General features: G+C 29.1%; 18 protein-coding genes, 1 riboswitch and 1 other annotated feature. Of the genes, 5 read left to right on the plus strand and 13 right to left on the minus strand.

The features are described from left to right. Positions 1-448: 448 nt before the first annotated feature. Positions 449-847, plus strand: coding sequence for a putative ABC transporter permease (locus tag MR593_RS12705; protein ID WP_290693620.1), 399 nt, complete (start codon positions 449-451; stop codon positions 845-847). 115 nt (positions 848-962) lie between these two features. On the opposite strand, the gene MR593_RS12710 is transcribed toward MR593_RS12705, so the two are convergent. The 6 genes from MR593_RS12710 to ribD all read right to left on the minus strand — a co-directional run bounded on the left by MR593_RS12710 (position 963) and on the right by ribD (position 6,922). After that, positions 963-1,880 carry a DNA-processing protein DprA gene (locus tag MR593_RS12710; protein WP_290693622.1) on the minus strand — a complete coding sequence of 306 codons (918 nt, stop codon included), beginning with the start codon at positions 1,878-1,880 and terminating at the stop codon, positions 963-965. Between the two features lie 4 nt (positions 1,881-1,884). Then, positions 1,885-3,246 (minus strand): metallophosphoesterase, encoded by a 1,362-nt coding sequence (locus MR593_RS12715; RefSeq protein ID WP_290693624.1) that lies wholly within the window; start codon positions 3,244-3,246, stop codon positions 1,885-1,887. A 135-nt stretch (positions 3,247-3,381) separates the two neighbouring features. After that, positions 3,382-3,843, minus strand: coding sequence for a 6,7-dimethyl-8-ribityllumazine synthase (ribH, locus tag MR593_RS12720; protein ID WP_290693627.1), 462 nt, complete (start codon positions 3,841-3,843; stop codon positions 3,382-3,384). Between the two features lie 61 nt (positions 3,844-3,904). Further along, a complete protein-coding gene (locus tag MR593_RS12725; RefSeq protein ID WP_290693630.1) occupies positions 3,905-5,104 on the minus strand; it encodes a bifunctional 3,4-dihydroxy-2-butanone-4-phosphate synthase/GTP cyclohydrolase II in 1,200 nt (399 codons plus the stop codon). Positions 5,105-5,124: 20 nt separating this feature from the next. Beyond that, a complete protein-coding gene (locus MR593_RS12730) occupies positions 5,125-5,784 on the minus strand; it encodes a riboflavin synthase (RefSeq protein ID WP_290693633.1) in 660 nt (219 codons plus the stop codon). A 25-nt stretch (positions 5,785-5,809) separates the two neighbouring features. Then, positions 5,810-6,922: a bifunctional diaminohydroxyphosphoribosylaminopyrimidine deaminase/5-amino-6-(5-phosphoribosylamino)uracil reductase RibD gene (ribD, locus tag MR593_RS12735; protein ID WP_290693636.1), complete on the minus strand. Its 1,113-nt coding sequence runs from the start codon at positions 6,920-6,922 to the stop codon at positions 5,810-5,812. A gap of 116 nt (positions 6,923-7,038) precedes the next feature. After that, positions 7,039-7,158: riboswitch (FMN riboswitch) on the minus strand. Between the two features lie 181 nt (positions 7,159-7,339). Here ribD and MR593_RS12740 point away from each other — a divergent pair. Continuing rightward, a complete protein-coding gene (locus tag MR593_RS12740; protein WP_290693639.1) occupies positions 7,340-7,954 on the plus strand; it encodes a PIN domain-containing protein in 615 nt (204 codons plus the stop codon). Positions 7,955-8,043: 89 nt separating this feature from the next. On the opposite strand, the gene MR593_RS12745 is transcribed toward MR593_RS12740, so the two are convergent. From MR593_RS12745 to trkA, 5 genes are all read right to left on the minus strand, one after another. After that, entirely contained in the window at positions 8,044-8,550 is a 507-nt protein-coding gene (locus tag MR593_RS12745) for a hypothetical protein (protein WP_290693642.1), read from the minus strand. 442 nt (positions 8,551-8,992) lie between these two features. After that, positions 8,993-9,967 (minus strand): replication-relaxation family protein, encoded by a 975-nt coding sequence (locus MR593_RS12750; protein ID WP_290693645.1) that lies wholly within the window; start codon positions 9,965-9,967, stop codon positions 8,993-8,995. A 152-nt stretch (positions 9,968-10,119) separates the two neighbouring features. Continuing rightward, positions 10,120-11,586 carry a TrkH family potassium uptake protein gene (locus tag MR593_RS12755; RefSeq protein WP_290693648.1) on the minus strand — a complete coding sequence of 489 codons (1,467 nt, stop codon included), beginning with the start codon at positions 11,584-11,586 and terminating at the stop codon, positions 10,120-10,122. Between the two features lie 131 nt (positions 11,587-11,717). Next, positions 11,718-13,190, minus strand: a complete 1,473-nt coding sequence (locus MR593_RS12760; protein ID WP_290693651.1) for a TrkH family potassium uptake protein — start codon at positions 13,188-13,190, stop codon at positions 11,718-11,720. A gap of 12 nt (positions 13,191-13,202) precedes the next feature. Beyond that, a complete protein-coding gene (gene trkA / locus MR593_RS12765) occupies positions 13,203-14,558 on the minus strand; it encodes a Trk system potassium transporter TrkA (RefSeq protein ID WP_290693654.1) in 1,356 nt (451 codons plus the stop codon). 393 nt (positions 14,559-14,951) lie between these two features. Here trkA and MR593_RS12770 point away from each other — a divergent pair, with 393 nt between their 5' ends. From MR593_RS12770 to ilvN, 3 genes are all read left to right on the plus strand, one after another. Continuing rightward, positions 14,952-16,130: a pyridoxal phosphate-dependent aminotransferase gene (locus tag MR593_RS12770; protein WP_290693657.1), complete on the plus strand. Its 1,179-nt coding sequence runs from the start codon at positions 14,952-14,954 to the stop codon at positions 16,128-16,130. A 101-nt stretch (positions 16,131-16,231) separates the two neighbouring features. Next, positions 16,232-16,477, plus strand: a binding site (T-box leader). Between the two features lie 72 nt (positions 16,478-16,549). Beyond that, on the plus strand, positions 16,550-18,298 hold the full coding sequence (ilvB, locus tag MR593_RS12775) for a biosynthetic-type acetolactate synthase large subunit (RefSeq protein ID WP_290693660.1): 1,749 nt from the start codon (positions 16,550-16,552) through the stop codon (positions 18,296-18,298). A 17-nt stretch (positions 18,299-18,315) separates the two neighbouring features. Continuing rightward, positions 18,316-18,819, plus strand: coding sequence for an acetolactate synthase small subunit (gene ilvN, locus MR593_RS12780; RefSeq protein WP_331474859.1), 504 nt, complete (start codon positions 18,316-18,318; stop codon positions 18,817-18,819). 118 nt (positions 18,820-18,937) lie between these two features. Here the strand turns inward: ilvN and MR593_RS12785 are convergent, their stop codons facing one another. Together MR593_RS12785 and MR593_RS12790 are read right to left on the minus strand one after the other, a co-directional pair. Beyond that, entirely contained in the window at positions 18,938-19,123 is a 186-nt protein-coding gene (locus MR593_RS12785) for a DUF4236 domain-containing protein (RefSeq protein ID WP_290693663.1), read from the minus strand. Between the two features lie 39 nt (positions 19,124-19,162). Beyond that, positions 19,163-20,155, minus strand: a complete 993-nt coding sequence (locus MR593_RS12790; protein ID WP_290693665.1) for an SPFH domain-containing protein — start codon at positions 20,153-20,155, stop codon at positions 19,163-19,165. Positions 20,156-20,332 lie beyond the last annotated feature (177 nt).

Genomic DNA, 20,332 nt, shown 5'->3' on the forward strand with positions numbered 1-20,332 from the left:
ATACGCATTTATAAAGTAATATATTTGTTGGCAAAATAAATTTTATATTTTTACATGGTATATTATTAGCACATTTTACCATGTTTATAGGTTAATTATATTATTCCATTTCATCATATGTCAAGAAGTTTATCATTATATTATATTAATATATATTTCTTTTTTATTTTATATATTTTTATTTTTTTTTTAAATTAAATCTTCTTTTTCAATATAAATCAAACTTAAATTTAATATTTTTGGGTTTTTATGAAAAATAATTATTATTTTAACAACTATACCATTTATATCATTTTCTAGTATACTTGTAAAATAAATTATATTTATAACCGTAATAAATATTTTTTTGAAATTTTTTCTAAGAATATAAATTCACCGCTATGATAAAAATATATATTATAAATATTTTTTATTTTATATTTATAATTTAAATTAGGTGGTGTAGTGATTGCTGAGCTTAAATACTTTACGAGAATATTTGACTTTATTTTTAGTAGGTGGAATTTTATATGTATTAATAGAAATAGCCTACAGAGGCTATTCTCATATATCTATGTTCATTGTTGGAGGAATTTGCTTTATTTTAATTTCTTCTATAAGTGAATTTACTCCATTTAAGATCTCTATATTTATGCAGATGCTTATAGCTTGTATACTAATTACATCTGTAGAATTAATCAGCGGTATAATAATAAATATATTTTTGAACCTCAATGTATGGGATTACTCGTTGAATAAATTTAATCTGCTAGGTCAAATTTGTTTAAAAGCATCTATTACATGGTTTTTTTTAAGCCTTCCAGCTATTTATATCGGAAAATTTATCAAATCATTTTTTATAAATTAAAACCTCCAATTGATAAAAAAAAGACAGAAAAACGAATTTTCACATTTTTCTGTCTTTTTTTTATCAATTCAATTTCATCAAATATACATATTTTTATAACAATAAATAACCTATTTTAACAATATATTTTATAGCCTAATAATATATTTTTATATCTTCTATAATCATTTATATCCTTAAGACCGATAGCTTTTTTATTTTCTAAAAGATATAAATTTCCTTTGACTGTATCGATATCCTCTTCTACATCCTTGTGAAGTGAAACAGCTATCTTCTTGTTATAAGATTCTGCAAATCCGACAGTATGCATAGTTCCACATTCTACGGCACATTCTACTACTAAAACTCCCAAGCTAAGTGCTGCCTGTAGTCTATCTCTTTCTATAAAATTTTCACTAGAAGGATTTATACCTATTTTATATTCACTGATTAGGCAACCTCCATTTTTGACTATTTCATCAGCTAAATCATTATTGTCATTTGGATAACATTTATCTAATCCACAAGGCAATGTAGCTACGGTTTTTCCATTTGCCTTTAAGCATCCTATATGTCCTGCTGTATCACATCCATTTGCTAAACCTGATACAATTACAAATCCCTCTTTAGCATAAAAATAACCCAATGCCTCTCCTATTTGTTGACCTTTTTCTGTAGGAGTTCTAGTTCCTATTATCGCTATAGAATTTTTTTCATAAAGGCAACTTAAATCTCCTCTATAAAAAATTAAAATACTTCTATCTTTTATATCTTTTAATTTTGATGGAAAATCCTCATTAAAAATATTAGTAGCCTTTATGCCTAATTTTTCTGATTCTAATAAAACCTTCACAGAATCCTCAATAGAAATCTTTACTTCTTCCAGGCTCGGTATGTCAAACTCAGTATCTATTTCTTTATACTTTTTTAAACAGCTTAAAATATCTTCTTCATTTAGGTTTATTGTTTGATCTAAAAACCCTCTATCTATTATATCATTCGTCTTATTTTTACCTACTAAATTTATAATTGTAAGTATTATGCTATTATCCATTTTCTCACCCTTTATTTTTATTCCAAATTACTTGTCCAAAAGAACCATCATCTTCTCTAAGAGATAGTCTAAGTGTATTATGGTCAAATCTATTTTCTTTCATAATACTATCAATATATTTATGATAGAAAATATCACTTACCAACGACCAAATTTTATAATTATCGCTTACTTCTATGATTCTATAGATTTCAACTACTGTTCCACTAAAAAAAGCAGGATTTAATTTTGATAAAGTACTCGACATCAGTTTTGCTTCATATTCACTTAAATTTTGTTTAAGTAGTTCATAGTAAATTTTTTTATGGGTTTGCTTATATGCATAATTGTATGAATAATAATTAAAATTTAATAAATTATTATCTAAATATCCATTGCATAAAGCCCATTTTGAAACATCTAATACCTTCGTTCTATAAAATACACTATTTTCTTGTTCATAGCTTAAAATACCATATTGGTTTCTACATACAATAAGAGAACTAGTCGCTACATCATATACTTTTTTGTTTTCCAAAACCTTACTATATCCAGGCTTTATATGCTGTATATGCAGATGTCCACTTAAATTTAATACTACATTGTATTTTGCATATATCTCTATAAGTCTTTGATTTTCTTCTAATGTATAGCCTTTATTTAATAAATCATTGTGATCAACTAAGCTATGATGTGTACTTGCTATTACCTTAATATTTTTCTGTTTTGCCTCTTTTAAATGTTCTTCTAACCATTCATAAGTACTTTCACTTAAAATACCTTTTATTGCAACAGGGTTTTTCCAGTTATTATTTTGGTAAAAATTAGTATCTAACATTACAAGCCATAAATCCTCTAAAACTGGTGCAATATAGCTAAGGGAATATTTATCTTCATATATAGCTTCATTAAACCCACAATTAAAATAGATTTCTTTAAAATCTTCTGGAGAAACAGATTGTATAGGGACCTTCTGTGTAGGTTTATATTTATATGCGTTGTAGTTTTTAATATCATGATTTCCAGGAATAACATAAACCTTTATATCATGATCTATCACATTTTGTAGCTTATTCATAAGCTCTATATGGCTTATTTTCTCTCCATTATACGTTAAATCTCCACATATAATTAAGCCTCCATTAGGTTTATATTCTATAACTTCATTTATAAAGGCATCTATTATTTCAGAGACATATTTCATTTGTTTTAAATCGCCCTTTGCCTCACATATTTCATTTAATTCCCCATCTACATTCGCTTTTTTGGAAATATAGTGCAAATCTGTTGCCACAATAAATTCTACTTTCCTATTAAAATTTATTTTTTTGTCCTCCTTTGAATAATTTGTTTCTTTTGATGAATTTGTATATTGTTCGCCTCTCATATTAAAGACACCCTTTTACTCCTTTTAATATTAATTATATTTTAATACTAATGTATAAAAAGAACAACATTCAAAAAAAATAACCTAACGAGAAATTTAAACTCGTCAGGTTATTTTTTATATTATCAAAATCAATTATTTTATTCCCTTTAATAAAGATACCATTTCTAAAGCACCCATTGCACAGTCATATCCTTTATTTCCTGCTTTTGTTCCTGCTCTTTCTATAGCTTGTTCTATATTTTCAGTTGTAACAACACCGAACATTACTGGTAAGTTTTCATCTAGAGATACTTTTGCTATTCCTTTAGAAACTTCATTACAAACATAATCGTAATGTGAAGTAGCACCTCTTATAACACAACCTAAGCAAATTATTGCATCGTATTTTTTAGTTCTAGCCATAGCTTGAGCTACAAGTGGTATTTCAAATGCTCCTGGTACCCATGCTATTTCTACATCCTCCTTAGCTACATCGTGACGATATAAGCAATCTTCTGCTCCTGATACTAATTTAGATACTATAAACTCATTAAAACGAGCTGCAACTATACCTATTTTTAATCCACTTCCATTTAATTTTCCTTCATATATCATTTTTTAGTCCTCCAATTATTATTAATTTGTATATTTATAAATTATCTTATTTGATATTTTATTAGCCTATTTCTAACATATGTCCCATTTTATCTCTTTTAGTTCTCAAGTAATCTATATTGTACTTTGTTATTTCTTCTTCAGTAGAAACTCTCTCATTTATCTTTATACCGTATTCCTCTAATTGTTCTAATTTATCAGGATTATTGCTTAAAAGTCTGATACTCTTTACACCTAAATTCTTAAGTATTTGCGCCGCCATATTAAAATCTCTCAAGTCATTTTCAAACCCTAAAACTAAATTAGCCTCTATAGTGTCGTATCCTTGATCTTGCATATGATAAGCTCTTATTTTATTTATAAGACCTATTCCTCTACCTTCTTGTCTTAGATATATGACTAATCCACTTCCATTTTTGGCTATAGTTTCCATAGCCGAATTCAATTGTTTTCCACAATCGCATTTAATTGAATGGAATGCATCTCCTGTCAAGCATTCTGAGTGAACTCTTACTAATACATTTTCACTGTCTAGGTCCCCATATTTAAGAGCTACATGTTCTTCTCCATTGTATATATCTCTATATCCGATTATTTCGAATATTCCATAGCTTGTAGGTAATGTAGCACTACTTACTCTCTCAGCAGTTATTTCTGTTATTTTTCTGTATTTTATTAAATCAGCTATAGTTATGATTTTTAAATCGTGTTCATCTTTAAATTTCATCAAATCATCTACTCTAGCCATTGTTCCATCTTCCTTTAATATTTCACATATCACGCCTATTGGAGAAAATCCTGCTATTTTAGCTAAATCGACAGCAGCTTCTGTATGTCCATTTCTCACAAGGACACCACCATCTTTCGCAACTAATGGAAACATATGTCCAGGAGTTTTGAAATCACATTCTTTAGCGTCCTTATTCGTAAATTGTCTTATAGTTTCGCATCTATCATATGCTGATATTCCTGTAGTTGTATTTGATCCATCTATAGAAATAGTAAATGCTGTTTTAAAAGAATCTGTGTTGTTTCTTACCATTAATGGTAAATTTATTTCTTCAAATTTTTCTTTTAATGCTGGCATGCATATTAATCCTCTGCCATATTTAGTCATGAAATTGATAGCTTCTGGTGTAACCCTATCAGCTGCCATCAATAAATCTCCTTCATTTTCTCTATCTTCATCATCTACTACGATTATCATCTTTCCATTTTTTAAATCTTCTATAGCTTCTGGAATTGTATTAAATTTTGTCATAAAATCACCCCTGTATAATATTAAAATCCATTTTTGATTAAGAAATCTAAATCTATATTTCTCTTTTTATCGTTTTTTTCTTCGTTTTTATTAGATAGAGATGTAAATCTTTTTACATATTTTCCAATAATATCGCTTTCTAGATTTACCAAGTCTCCAACCTTTTTGCCTAAAAGGGTAGTGTTATCTTTTGTATGAGGTATTATCGATACTTTAAGTATTTTTTTATCTACATAAGCAACTGTAAGACTTACACCATCTATAGTTATTGAGCCTTTATGTACAACATAATCTAAAAATTCTTCATCGGCATTTATACTAATCCAAACTGCATTTTCTTCCTTTTTAAAATCTATTATAGTTCCCGTAGTATCAACATGACCTGTGACTATATGTCCCCCAAATCTAGATGATAAACTCATAGCTCTTTCTAAATTTACCTTTGAATTTCTAGTCAATTTACTCAAATTTGTCGCTCTGACTGTCTCCATCATTACATCTGCTACAAATTCATTTTGAAAAACCTCACATACAGTTAAACAAACTCCATTAACAGCTATTGAATCACCTAGATTGACATCCTCCAAGACTTTATTAGCCGAAATTCTTATCTTACCACTTTTGCCACTAGCTGTAATATTTTTGACTACTCCTACTTCTTCAATAATTCCCGTAAACATAATTCCTCCCTTCTGCAATCAAAATTTATTTAATCACATCTGCTTCTATTAGAATATCTCCATCTACCATAGTTATGTTTTGAAATTTTAATTTTGTCGCATCACTTAATTTTTCTATACCTTCTCCAGATACAAAGCTAGGTGCATTTTTTCCACCTATTATTTTTGGTGCAATAAATATTTTCACCTTGTCCACTAAATTATTTCTAAAAAGACTATCGTTTAAAGTAGCTCCACCTTCTACTAAAACTGAGTCTATTTTCAATTCACCTAATTTTTCTACTACAAAATTTAAATCAATTTTATTATCTAGCTTTGGTGCTATGTAGACATCCACGCCTTTTTCTTTTAGCTCATTTATTTTATTTAGATCGTTATTGCAAGTAAAAACTATAGTTTTTGCCTTTTTATCTTGAACTAAATTTGAATCTACAGGTATTTTCAAATTTGTATCTACTACTACTCTTATTGGATTTCTCGTTTTCTTCCCTTCAATTCTAGTAGTTAAACTTGGATTATCCTTTAAAACTGTATTTATCCCAACCATAATAGCCATGTATTTATTTCTAAATTCATGAGTCATTTTTCTAGATTTTTCATTAGAAATCCACTGAGATTCCATATATTTTGTGGCGATTTTGCCATCCATACTTATCGCAGCTTTTGATACTATAAGTGGTCTATTTTTATTTATGTAATGAAAAAACACTTCATTTATTTTAAAACCTTCTTCTTCTAGTACTCCGGTTGTAACTTCTATGCCGTTTTCCTTTAATTTTTTTATTCCTTTTCCACCTACTAGGGGATTAGTATCTACATTACATATTACAACTCTAGCGACCTTATGTCTGACTAAATTATCTGCACATGGAGGCGTTTTTCCGTAATGTGAACACGGTTCTAAGGTCACATAAACTGTAGCTCCTTCGATATCTTTTGTAGCACTATTTATTGCATTTACCTCAGCATGTGCTTCTCCGTATTTCATATGGTATCCTTGTCCAATTATTTCTCTATCCTTTACAATTACACATCCAACTAGAGGATTAGGATTCACGAATCCAGTTCCTAATTTTGCCAGTTCTAAAGCCTTTTTCATATAATAGCTATCTTCTTGACATTTTGAATCAAATTTCATAAAGATTCCTTCTTTCTTTTTTAAAAGATTAAAAAAAGCTCTGATATACATCAGAGCTTTTACAATCAATAACGAAAATAATAATAAAACTATTAAAAATTTTAACTAATTTATTACTTTATCTTCTCTCATCCAGACTCTACTGTCGGCTTTGGAATCTCACCAAATCAACTAAAATTATTTAGCTCGCGGGCTATACCGCCGGTCGGGAATTTCACCCTGCCCCGAAGAATATATTAAATTTTATATCCATATATTAACTTTATACTTGTAATGTATCACATTTTCCTGCAATTTGCAAATTTATTATTTTTTAATTATATTATTTTAAAATTTTGTATATAAAAATTTTTTTTGTAAATAATTCTAAATAGATGAGCTCATTATTTAAACTAACAATCAAAAGGGAGATTAAAAATGCAAAAAATTTTTTTAGTAGACACGGAAAATGTAAATATACGCTCTCTTAAAGGAGCTAATTATTTAGACAAAAACGATTTAATAATACTTTTTACAACTGATAAAACTATAGTTCACAATTTTCACGACAATCTTATAAAAACTATAGAAACAGAGGCAACAATTAAAAATATTCATATAGAATCTGGAGGTAAGAATTGTCTAGATTTTCAATTAGTGAGCTGTTTGGGACTACTTATAGGATCTAACAAAAACAAAAATATAAATTATTACATAATCAGTAAAGATAAAGGATATCTTCATTCAATAAATTTTTTATGCGAACAAACTCAATGTTCTATAAAATTAATCTCAAACCTAAAATCTCTATTCGATGAAAATTACGATGATGCACTTGCTATAATGCAAAACATGGATGATGAGATAACAGAAGCACTTAAAAACCTAGGTTATACAAATAAAACAATTACTAAAGCTTTAATAGCAATAGATTCATCTAAAACAGAAAAGGATTTAGAAGTTAACTTTTTTCTTCAATTTGGCTGGAATAACAAGATATATAACACTTGTAAACCTATAATTTTCAAGTACAATATTCTTAGTATCGCCTAAATTAGCGTAAGAAGTATAATTTATTTTTTAAACTACAAAAGGTATGAAATAAAATCTATATATCTCATACCTTTTTATAGTATATAATATTATTTACCTTTACCATCTTTTACTTGAAATTGTTTTTTATCTAAAAAATTTAAATCCTTTTTAAAGAAAATTCCCGCAAATATTTTTACTGATAAAAATATTATAAATCCTATAATTGCAAATATTTCTACTTTATGTACATTAATACTTTGATTAAATATAAAATATAAAAAAGAACCATAAGGATCTATTCGTGTATATAATTCACAAATCAATACTGTCAAAAGACAAAATGCTAAAATTACATCTACCTTTCCATTGAAAATTTTAAAAATATACTTAACTATTCCTATACATATACAAACTACAACAAGCAAAGAAGTCACTATTGGTACAATTCTAAATTCATCGCTAATTCCATTAACTGCTAAAAATAACAAAGTTATAATTGAAAAAAATACACCTAATTTAAAATTCAAACTTCTAGATGCAACATAGGATAATTTTAAATTCAATATAAATAATGCTATAAAAAGTAAAATACCAAATAACAATACTCTTTCCACCATCTCACCTCTTTAAAAATAAATTAAAATTATATATATATTAATAAATATACATTTATTTACAAAAAAAATATAACTTTCTTATTAACTCCTATTATATAAGAATTTTTTATGTTTTTAAAGTTATTTGGAAAAAATGAGAATTTTATAGCATAAACGAGGCTTTTTTGTATTAAAAAGCAAAAAAAAAGCCCTGATTAACGAGGGTACAGGGCCAAATTTGATAATGATAGATAAAAGAGTGTGAGGGAATCTATCATTATCCGGGTATTTAAGTAAATTATTAAGCTAGTCTTTCTATACTTAGATAATACCGTTTTAATGTGAATTTAATGTAAATTTTTTATGAACTATATTTGAATTTTTTATATTTTTATATTAAATTTTATTTATCATATAAATAATAGGCTAAATTATTCCTTATTTCTACCTTTTTCACCAATTAATTATTTTTTCTTCCTCTAAATAAAAATGAAAATAAACCTTTCTTTGGTGTTTTTTGCTCAATTGTAAAGAACGCATTTTCTAACTGATACAATAAAATTCTATCAAAAGTAAATATTACATCGATATTTTCATAATTATTGCTATTGTATAGATTCATTATATCAAACATATGTTCATAAGATTCACCTTGTATTATAAGTACTGGTTTTGTTTTAAATTCCATATTTAGATTTTTATAATTTTCTATAACTGTATCATATCTCAATAATTTTTGTGTTAATTTTTCTTGCCAATCTGAAGTTTTTCTCACTACTTCAACAAAAAAATCTCGATCATTGAATTTTAAAATCGATTGTGGTCTAACAATACACCCTCTAATACTATCATTCACTATAACTTTAGATACCTCAAATTCTAATTCGTCATTCATGACCTGAGTTAACAATTGGTTAGATGCTAATATTGATTTAATCTTAGATGTTTTTATTTCACTTACATAACCTTGAGAATATGTTTTCACATCTAACGCTCTCAATAATCCTGTTCCATGATATCCTAAATAATAAGCTTTATATGAACTAATGCTATTTTCAGAAACAAACTCTATCTGTCTTACAAAACTTTTTTCTTTTAACCTCGTTAATTTTCTAGCTACGGTTTTAGATTCTATATCATATCCGCTCTTTTTTAAATAAAAAGTAATCTGCAAAGATGTTGCAAATAACAAACGATTTATTGTAAATAAAATGGCCTTTTCTATATCCCCAATATGACCTTTTTCTAATAAAAAATCTGCTTCCACCTTTGTGGTATTTTTTTTAGGCTTGTTCAACTTATGCATATCTCCTACATATGACGCAAATGGTGATAGCTTTTCATCGCAAATAGGTCCCATCGCCTTTTTTAAATCCACTTTTTTACAAATTTCGCCGATTGGTGAAATAAGTTCAACATTTTTATCCTTTTTCATACTAAATTACTCCCCTCATATATAAAATGAAACAATAATTATGTTTTCATAAAATTTATATTAATTTAATTATAATATTTTTTGTAATATATATCATTTATTATTGTACTATTTTTTGTATCTTTTTAAATTTTTTTCTAAATTTATAAAACTTATTTAAATTTCTGTATAGATATAGCTATAAATTTTTTAAAATTATAACAAAGCATTATTATTGGAAATAATTCAAGACGTCCTGCAAGCATATCAAAACAAAGTACTAGCTTTGAAAAACTTGATAACGAAGAAAAATTTCCTACAGGACCTATTATTTCGCCAAATCCTGGCCCAACATTTCCTAATGCTGCAAGTGGTGCTGTAATTGTCGTAACTAAATCAAGATTTTCAAATGAAATCAATATTGTAGAAATAGCAAGTATTATTACATATAGTACAAGATATGAATACACGAAATCGAGTAATTGTTTGTCGACACTTTTCCCCTCAAATTTAATCGTATTTATTCTTCTAGAAATCGATATTTTCTTAATATTAGAAACTACAGCCTTTACAAGTATTATTACACGAGATACCTTCATACCACCTGCTGTTGAGCCTGCACATGAACCCACTATCATAAGCAAAAAAATCAACATCTGTGATAATGACGGCCATAAATTATAGTCAGCTGTCACAAATCCAGTAGTAGTTATTATAGATACAACCTGAAAAAACGAATATCTAAATGATTCCCATATATTATCGTAAATACCTAATGTATTTATACTAATTATAGCTGTAAATCCAAAAACTATAATTATATACCATTTGAGCTCTTCACTTTTTAAAACTTGTTTAAAATTTTTTAATAATAGTAAATAATACAAGTTGAAATTTATTCCAAACAAAAACATAAATACTGCGATTACAATATCTATATAGTAGCTATCATAATAAGCTATACTCGCATTTTTTATAGATAATCCACCTGTTCCAGCAGTCGAAAATGCATGTAATATACTATCATAAAGAGGCATACCTCCTATTACCAAAAAAATTATTTCTACTAAAGTCATAACAGTATATATAGCATATAATATTCTAGCTGTCATCTTTACTTTAGACACTAGCTTACCAACTACCGGTCCTGGAACCTCAGCTCTCATAAGAAACATATTTTGACCTTCAGATTGTGGCAAAAATGCTAGTACAAATACAAGCACGCCCATTCCTCCTACCCAATGAGTAAATCCTCTCCAAAACAACATGCTTTTAGATAAGACCTCTATATCATTTAAAATAGTAGCTCCTGTAGTCGTAAATCCCGAAACTGTTTCAAAAAATTCATCTACAAAACAAGGTATTTCTCCACTAAAATAAAACGGTAACGCTCCAATAAAAGACACAACTATCCAGCTAAGCGCAACTATTATAAACCCTTCCTTTGCGTATATATGTTTATTTTGTGTTTTTATATTTGAAAGCAAATGTCCTACTCCATATGAAATAGCTATAGTCAATAAAAAATAAATTTCCATATGTTCTCTATAAACTATAGAAACTAAAAGAGGTAATACTAATATAAGCGCTTCAAATATAAGAATATTTCCTAAAGTTTTTAAGACCATTCTCCTATTCATACTTATACCCCTATATCTAAAAATATATAAAGTCTACATCGACAAATAATATTAAATCAATGTAGACTTTTAAGATCTTGCCTTATTGAAATGAATGATGAAAATTATATTTATCCACAAATTTTAGTAATTTATCTTTTGAATATTTTTGCTTTTGATGCAACTAAATATTCTTTAAAGCTGTAGCAAAGCATTATCATTGGAAATAATTCAAGACGCCCAGCTAACATATCAAAACTAAGTATTATTTTTGAAAAATTAGATAATGAAGAAAAGTTTCCTACAGGTCCGACAACTTCACCAAATCCCGGACCAACATTACCTAAGCAAGTAAGAGGTGCTGTAATTATTGTAACCATATCTAAATTTTCAAATGATAATAGTAGCATAGATCCCAATAATATAAGTGCATACACGACAAAATAAGAATACGAAAAATCAAGCACCTGCTTGTCCACAACCTTTCCCTCCATTTTTATTGTAGTTACACTTCTTGGACTTATCATTTTCTTTATGCTGCTCTTAGCTGATTTTATAAGTATCATAACTCTAGATATTTTCATTCCTCCACCAGTTGACCCAGCACATGCTCCTATAACCATCAGTAGCAGTAGTAATATCTGTGATAAAGCTGGCCATAAATTGAAATCAGTTGTGATAAATCCTGTTGTAGTTATGATTGTAGCAACTTGGAAAAACGAATATCTAAATGATTCTACTACACTGCCATATACACCTAATGTGTTTATAGTAATTATAGCTGTAAATGTAAACACTATTAGTATATAGCACTTAAGCTCTTCACTTTTTAGTATTTGCTTTATATCCTTCAATAATAATAAATAGTATAAATTAAAATTTACTCCAAATAATAGCATAAAAATAGTAATTACTATATCTATATAATAACTGTCGTAATAAGCTATACTGCTATTTTTTATAGAATATCCCCCTGTACCTGCTGTAGAAAATGCATGTACGATACTATCGTACAGAGGCATATCCCCTATCAACAAAAATACTATTTCCAACAATGTAAGCGCTGCATATATAGCGTATAATATTCTAGCTGTCATTTTAACTTTAGAAACTAATTTACCTACTACTGGTCCTGGAACCTCTGCCTTCATAAGAAACATATTTTGCCCTTCTGATTGTGGTAAAAATGCAAGCACAAATACAAGTACTCCCATTCCTCCTATCCAGTGGGTGAAACATCTCCAAAACAACATTCCCTTTGATAAGCTCTCTATATCATTTAAAATACTCGAACCCGTAGTTGTAAAACCTGAAACAGTTTCAAAAAACGCATCTATAAAGCTCGGTATTTCTCTACTTATATAAAAAGGAAGTGCTCCTATTAAAGATACGACAATCCAACTCAGTGCAACGATTATAAATCCTTCTTTTGCATATATACGCTTGTCTTTTGTTTTTAATTTTGAAAGTGCTCCTCCTATCGCCAAAGCAATCACTATAGTTATTAAAAAATAAATTGCCTTATTCTCTTTGTAAATCAAAGATACTAAAAGCGGCAATACTAGTATAATTCCTTCAAATACCAGTATATTACCTAAAGTTCTTAAAATCATCCTCCTATTCATAACTACAACCTCCTATGCTAAAATATCTTCTAGGCTAGTTAAGAAAGAATTTGTTGTAACTATTATTACACTGTCTCCAGCTTTTATAAAATCATCCCCGCTCGGTACAATTAATTTATTACCTCTCATTATCCCTGCTACAAGCAAATTATCCTTTGTCTTTAATTTTTTTAGAGGTACTCCTAAAAAGCTGACATTTTTATTGGCTATAAATTCAATAGCCTCTACTTTTTTATCTACAATTTTGTAAAGTGTTTCTATACCACTATCTCCTTTATTTGCCTTTGCTCTAACATATCTAACTATTTGGTTTGCTGTTATGTCCTTAGGTGAAATGACACTTTCTATACCTATAGACTCTAGCATATTGATTATTGATAGTCTATTTACCTTTGTTATAACCTTAGGCACATTACATTTTGATGCATACATAGATATAATTACATTTTCCTCGTCTATACCAGTCATAGATACACACGCATCTACATGCTCTATGCCTTCTTCTAATAAAACATCTTGATCTGTACCATCAGCATATATAATATCAGCCTTTGGTAAAACTGCGCTCAATCTTTCGCATGTTTTTTCATCATTATCGATAATCTTTACCTTTATGCCAATTTCAGCTAATTGTTTAGAAAGGTAAAATGCTATTCTACCTCCACCTATTATCATAGCTGATTTGATTTTTCTCTCATAAATTCCAGCTGAAACCATAAAATTTTCCAAATCTCTATGAGATGCAGTAATATGTATCTTATCTCCCTCTTCTAGAGAAAATCTACCATCTGGGATATATACATTTTGTTGTCTTTGAAGTGCACACACTAACACACTCGTTTTGAATTTTCTATTTAAATCACTCAATGATACTCCTACTAGCTTGCTGCCATTTCTTACTTTTATCTCTGCTAAATCGACAAGTCCCTTTGCAAATTGATCTACCTTAAGTGCTGATGGGAATTTTAATATACGCGCTATCTCATCAGCTGCTGCCTTTTCTGGATTTATCATCATACTGATTCCCAATCCATCTCTCATAAATGATATCTGTGATGCATAATCAGGATTTCTTACCCTTGCAATTAAATTTTTAGCCCCCAACTCTCTTGCTATCAAACAAGAAATTAAATTAACTTCATCCGATGATGTAACTGATATAAACAAATCGGCCTTATTTACACCAGCCTCCATTTGAATATCGTAAATAGCTCCATTCCCACAAATTCCCATAACATCATAGCTATTTACTATATCTTCTATATTTTTGGGATTATTATCTATAACTACAATATCATGTCCCTCTATTGCTAGATGCTCAATCAAAGTCCTTCCTACCTTACCGCATCCTATTACAACTATTTGCATTTTCTTCCTCCTATTCAAAATTTTAAACCTTTAAGTAATATTTAATATCTTTCTAGTTAATATTTTATATTCTCATTAAATAATCCTTTGTAATTTTCAAATGAAAATTGTATAGCACAAGAAATTTATTACAATCTATATTATAATACATATTTAAGAAATCTTTATATAATCTTTATATCTTTTAGTAATTTTATATATGTTTCTTTATATAACCTTTATATATTCTATAATTTACTGTATTTTTATATTGTTAAATATATATTATAGCGCAAGTTAATTTTCACAAAATTATCCTAATTTTCAATATTTAATATGATTTTTTGGTATTTTTGTATACAATTATATTATTGATAAAAGTTTTTAATTAATATTATAATATAGGAGGAAAAAATGCCAAAATTAAGTAATAGAGTCAATACATTTACTGATTCAGTAATTAGAAGAATGACTAGAATAAGTGATAAATACGGAGCTATAAATCTATCTCAAGGTTTTCCAGATTTTCCACCACCAAAACCTATGACCGATGCTCTAGCAAAAATTGCTTCAGAAGGTCCTCACCAATACTCTGTAACATTTGGAGCTCCAAATTTGAGAGAAGCAATCGCAAGAAAACAAAGCAAGGCTTTTAAAAGAGAAATAGATTTTGAAAAAGAAGTATTAGTCACATGTGGTGGTACAGAGGCTATGATGTGTGCGATGATGACAGTTTGTAATCCTGGAGATAAGGTAATAGTTTTCTCTCCCTTTTATGAAAATTACGGAGCTGATGCAATATTATCTGGTGCCGAACCTATATATGTTCCATTAGTTCCACCTACCTTTAATTTTGATGTTGAGGTTTTAGAAAACGCATTTAAACAAAATCCAAAGGCATTAATACTTTGCAATCCTTCAAACCCAACTGGAAAAGTATTTACAAAGGAAGAACTTATGATTATAGCTGATTTAGCTGTAAAATACGATACTTTTGTAATAACAGACGAGGTATATGAACATTTGATATACGAACCTTACCATCATACATATTTTGCATCACTACCTGGTATGTATGAAAGAACTATTTCCACAAGCTCTCTATCAAAGACATATTCTATAACAGGATGGAGACTTGGATATTTAGTTGGGCCAGAAGAAATAGTTGAATGTGCTAAAAAAGTTCACGATTTCTTGACTGTAGGTGCACCTTCTCCTCTACAAGAGGCTGCAGTAGTTGGGCTTAATTTCGACGAGTCTTATTATGAACAATTGAAAAAAACTTACACTGAAAAAAGAGATTATTTTCTAAAGGGGCTTGATGAAATAGGTCTTGAACATACTACTCCACAAGGAACTTACTTTGTATTAGTCGATATATCTAAATTTTTAGAGCTAGATCAATTTAAAGGAATGAACGATTTAGAATTTTCAGAATGGATGACTAAAAATATAGGTGTAGCACCTGTCCCTGGTTCAAGCTTTTTCAGAGAAGAAGTAAATAACCTTATTAGACTTCATTTTGCTAGATCTAAGGAAACTCTAGATGAATGCTTGAGACGTTTATCCAAGCTAAAAAAATTGTTAGATTAATAATTGGTTTTTATTTGTTCTTTGAATACATGAACTTTCTCAATTTATACAATTGACATATTATGGAAATAAGTGTTAGAATTATTATACCTCATATAAAATTAAAGGCTTTGACGAGGAGCAGTATGTTTTAGATAAAATACAGAGAGAAAATGGTTGGTGTAAATTTTCATGAGTCTAAAATTGAAGTAGCCTCTGAGCTGTGGACTGAACAATTTTTTAAGTAGGCTCCATCGGATTTTCGACCGTTAAAACGAAAACGATATTTTTGTTAAGTATCGAATGAGTGCAAAGAATTTTTTCTTTGAATTTAGGTGGTAACACGGATTAGATAATTCGCCCTAAGCTATATATACTGGCTTGGGGTTTTTTATTATATTTTTTTAATTAATACATTTTAAATAAATAGGGAGGACAATATGGAAATTACAGGATCTCAATTAATTATCAATTCTTTAATCGAAGAAGGTGTTGATAAAATATTTGCTTATCCAGGTGGATATGACAAAGATATTTTCGACGCATTATATCATGAATCAGATATAGAACTAATTTTACCAAGACATGAACAAGGTCTTATCCATGCAGCAGAAGGATATGCACGTTCAACTGGAAAAGTTGGTGTCTGCTTAGTTACAAGTGGACCAGGGGCAACTAATCTAGTTACAGGTATAGCTGATGCCAACTACGATGGTATACCTTTAGTATGCTTTACTGGACAAGTAGCCACTTCAGTAATAGGAAACGATGCATTCCAAGAAGTCGATATAGTAGGTATAACTAGAACTATATGCAAATTCTCTACTACTATCAGAAAAAGAGAAGATCTAGGTAGAATAATTAAAGAAGCTTTTTATATAGCTAGAACAGGAAAACCTGGTCCTGTTATAATAGATTTGCCAAGTGATATCGTAGGCGCTATGGGACCTGGTGAATACCCAAAAACAGTAGATATAAGAGGATACAAACCAAGTACAGGTGTCCATATAGGACAAATTAAAAAAGCTCTAAAAATGCTTAAAAACGCCAAAAAACCTCTATTCTTAATAGGTGGTGGAGTTAATATTTCACATGCAAACGAAGAATTTGAAAAGCTTGTAAATATAACACAAATTCCTGTTATCACAACTATAATGGGAAAAGGCGCTATCCCTACCTCTCACCCACTTTACATAGGTAATGTCGGTATGCATGGTAGTTATGCATCTAATAAAGCTGTCAATGAATGTGATGTATTATTTTCTATAGGTACAAGATTTAACGATAGAGTTACAGGTAAAATATCTGAATTCGCCCCAAATGCAAAAATAATACATATAGATATCGACTCAGCTTCTATATCTAGAAATATAGTAGTAAATATACCTATAGTTGCAGACGCTAAAGCAGCTATAAAAGAATTAATTCCTTTAGCTAAAACACTTGATACAAAAGAATGGGTTGAACAAATAAAAGCTTGGGATAAAGAACGCCCAGTAACTGCACCTAGCTCTGTAGAAGGAGGAATTTCTCCTCAAGCTATATTTGATAATTTAAATAAAGCCTTTGACGATGGTATATTTATAACAGACGTAGGTCAACACCAAATGTGGACTACTCAATTTTTAGAAATGAATAAAAATAAACAATTGATAACTTCTGGTGGACTAGGTACTATGGGATTTGGTTTTCCTGCTGCCATAGGAGCTCAACTTGGTAACCCAGATAAGAGAGTTGTTTGTATAGCTGGAGACGGTGGTGTACAAATGACTATACAAGAACTTGCAACTGCAGTTCAATTAGAACTTCCTATAACGTTAGTTATTATCAATAATGGATTTTTGGGAATGGTTAGACAAATGCAACAATTTTTCCACGATAAAAACTACTCTGGAACATGCTTGAGAAAAAGAAAAAGCTGTGAAGGAAAATGTAATTTTGATGGAAATAATATACCAGAATGCTGTCCTCCATATACTCCAGATTTTATGAAACTTGCAGAAAGCTATGGAGCTTATGGAATAAGAGTTACAGACGAAGATAAACTACTTGATGCATTTGAAGAATCTAAGAAAAATACAGATGCACCGACTATTATTGAAATATTAATCGACTTTAAAGACGTTGTTTTACCAATGGTTCAAGGTGGTAAACCTCTTAACGCGATGTTACTTGAAACTAACTATTAGAAAGGAATTTAAATAAAATGATGAAGAAAAGATGGATTGCTCTTTACGTAGAAAATTATTCTGGGGTACTTGCTAAAATTTCAAGTTTATTCTCAGCTAAATTATATAATCTAGACACATTGACAGTAGGAAAAACAGAAGATCCTGCAACATCAAGAATGACTATAGGTGTTTACTGTGACGATGTGACTTTTGAACAAATAAAAAAACAATTAAATAGATTCGTAGAAGTTATAAAAGTTATCGACTTGACTACTATGGAAACTCATACTAAAGAACTTTTATTTATAAAAGTAAAAAATTGTTCTGCACAAGATAAAGCTGATATTTTCCAAATGGCTCAAGTATTTGACATGGATGTAGTCGATATCGGAAGAAAAAGTGTAATTTTACAATGTGTACATACTGAAAAAAAAGTTGACAGATTGATAGATGTATTCGCAAAACAATATCCTAACAATATCGTCGTTGTTAGAAGTGGTAGTGTTTCAATTGAATCTATTAATGTTGAAGATAGATAAAATATGTTTTTGTAAACTTTTTTCATACGTTTAAACAAATTTAGAAAAAAAGACCTCTGATTCATAAATACGATCAAAGGTCTTTTTTATTGTCATAAAGACTATTTATATTTTCAAATTATTTCTTTTTTGATTTTGTTCTATATGATAAACCATTACCTAGATTTATTGTATTGTATGTTTTTCCAGTAGCTGTTCTTGTGTGTCTTACTTTTTTATTTCCTATAGAATAGCCTACACCTGATTTTGAAAAGTTTATTTTCAAAGGTCCTACTTTTATACTTTTTTTAAATATTAATCCCATTATTTTAACACTCCCTCGTTATGTTGTATTATTTTCCCTCTATAATACTAACTTAGTACCACAATTTGGACAGAAGTTAGCTCCTGTGTTATTTGGTGTACCACAGTTTGGACAGAACTTAGCGACATTTCCTCCGACTTGTGGATTGACAGGCTGTTGTGGTTGTTGATTCATTTGTTGTCCTGCACCCATCATTTGATTTGCCATTTGTTGCCCCATCATCATACCCATTTGCATGCTAGCCATATCAGCAGCCATACTTGAGCCACCGCCATTTGAACCATTTGCCATAGAATCTGCCATAGCCATTTGAGTATACTTATTCATATCGTTTATCATACTTTGTGATGCCGCTTTTGTAGCCATTTCTTGTATTTCCTTAGGATAAGTAACACTAGCTATGGTGAAGCTAGTAATAGCTATTCCTATCTTTTGCATTTCCATGTCTAAATCAGTTTTAATACCGTTAGAGATTTCTAAGGCATTTGCTTGAATATTAAATATATCCTTGCCTTCCTTTACTATCCATCTCATAAGAGTTTGGTCTAGCATAGACATTATACGTTCTTTTACATCATCTATTGTGTATTGCTTTTTAACGCCTGCTACCTTGTCTATAAGTAGTTGATAATCAGCTACCTTACAGCAAAATGTTCCAAAAGATTTTATAGGCATTCCTCCCGGAAGATTTGGTGCTGGTATATTTATAGCATTTTTTGTTCCCCATTTTACAGTTAATTCTTTAGTATTGACAAATAAAACTTCTGCTCTCATACCACTGTTAAATCCAAATTTAAATCCTTTTAATGTTGATAAGAAAGGCACTATTTGAGATTCTATATCAAAGCTTCCTTCGTCCTTAAATATACCTTCTACTTTTCCATTAAACATAAATATTGCATCTTGTCCTGGTCTAATAATCAACTTACTCCCTTTTTTGATTTCATTATTATCCCATTTCCAAAATATCATATCGTCTCTAAACTGTTCCCATTCTACTACATTTGACAGTTGACCACTAAAAAGTCCCATATCATTCCTCCTATTTTCTAAGAATATATATCTCAAAAATTCACATTTTTTCTAAAAAATCTTTATTGTAAAGTTCTACAATATCAATTTTGTTGAATCATATATTTCATACTAATCTTCGTATTTATCGAGAATTTATATCCTATGAATTTACATAATAAAAAACTAAAATCAATA

It is taken from the genome of Intestinibacter sp. (genome assembly GCF_022780145.1).
In the GTDB taxonomy this organism is placed as follows: Bacteria; Bacillota; Clostridia; order Peptostreptococcales; family Peptostreptococcaceae; genus Intestinibacter.

What these genes read in the sequence shown, in the direction of transcription:
- ribH (WP_290693627.1), bottom strand. Translation starts at nt 3,843, where the DNA reads ATGATATATGAAGGAAAATTAAATGGAAGTGGATTAAAAATAGGTATA.
- MR593_RS12755 (WP_290693648.1), bottom strand. Translation starts at nt 11,586, where the DNA reads ATGAATAGGAGAATGGTCTTAAAAACTTTAGGAAATATTCTTATATTT.
- MR593_RS12790 (WP_290693665.1), bottom strand. Translation starts at nt 20,155, where the DNA reads ATGGGACTTTTTAGTGGTCAACTGTCAAATGTAGTAGAATGGGAACAG.
- MR593_RS12760 (WP_290693651.1), bottom strand. Translation starts at nt 13,190, where the DNA reads ATGAATAGGAGGATGATTTTAAGAACTTTAGGTAATATACTGGTATTT.
- MR593_RS12750 (WP_290693645.1), bottom strand. Translation starts at nt 9,967, where the DNA reads ATGAAAAAGGATAAAAATGTTGAACTTATTTCACCAATCGGCGAAATT.
- MR593_RS12725 (WP_290693630.1), bottom strand. Translation starts at nt 5,104, where the DNA reads ATGACAAAATTTAATACAATTCCAGAAGCTATAGAAGATTTAAAAAAT.
- MR593_RS12730 (WP_290693633.1), bottom strand. Translation starts at nt 5,784, where the DNA reads ATGTTTACGGGAATTATTGAAGAAGTAGGAGTAGTCAAAAATATTACA.
- ilvB (WP_290693660.1), top strand. Translation starts at nt 16,550, where the DNA reads ATGGAAATTACAGGATCTCAATTAATTATCAATTCTTTAATCGAAGAA.
- MR593_RS12770 (WP_290693657.1), top strand. Translation starts at nt 14,952, where the DNA reads ATGCCAAAATTAAGTAATAGAGTCAATACATTTACTGATTCAGTAATT.
- ilvN (WP_331474859.1), top strand. Translation starts at nt 18,316, where the DNA reads ATGATGAAGAAAAGATGGATTGCTCTTTACGTAGAAAATTATTCTGGG.
- ribD (WP_290693636.1), bottom strand. Translation starts at nt 6,922, where the DNA reads ATGAAATTTGATTCAAAATGTCAAGAAGATAGCTATTATATGAAAAAG.
- MR593_RS12715 (WP_290693624.1), bottom strand. Translation starts at nt 3,246, where the DNA reads ATGAGAGGCGAACAATATACAAATTCATCAAAAGAAACAAATTATTCA.
- MR593_RS12710 (WP_290693622.1), bottom strand. Translation starts at nt 1,880, where the DNA reads ATGGATAATAGCATAATACTTACAATTATAAATTTAGTAGGTAAAAAT.
- MR593_RS12740 (WP_290693639.1), top strand. Translation starts at nt 7,340, where the DNA reads ATGCAAAAAATTTTTTTAGTAGACACGGAAAATGTAAATATACGCTCT.
- MR593_RS12785 (WP_290693663.1), bottom strand. Translation starts at nt 19,123, where the DNA reads ATGGGATTAATATTTAAAAAAAGTATAAAAGTAGGACCTTTGAAAATA.
- trkA (WP_290693654.1), bottom strand. Translation starts at nt 14,558, where the DNA reads ATGCAAATAGTTGTAATAGGATGCGGTAAGGTAGGAAGGACTTTGATT.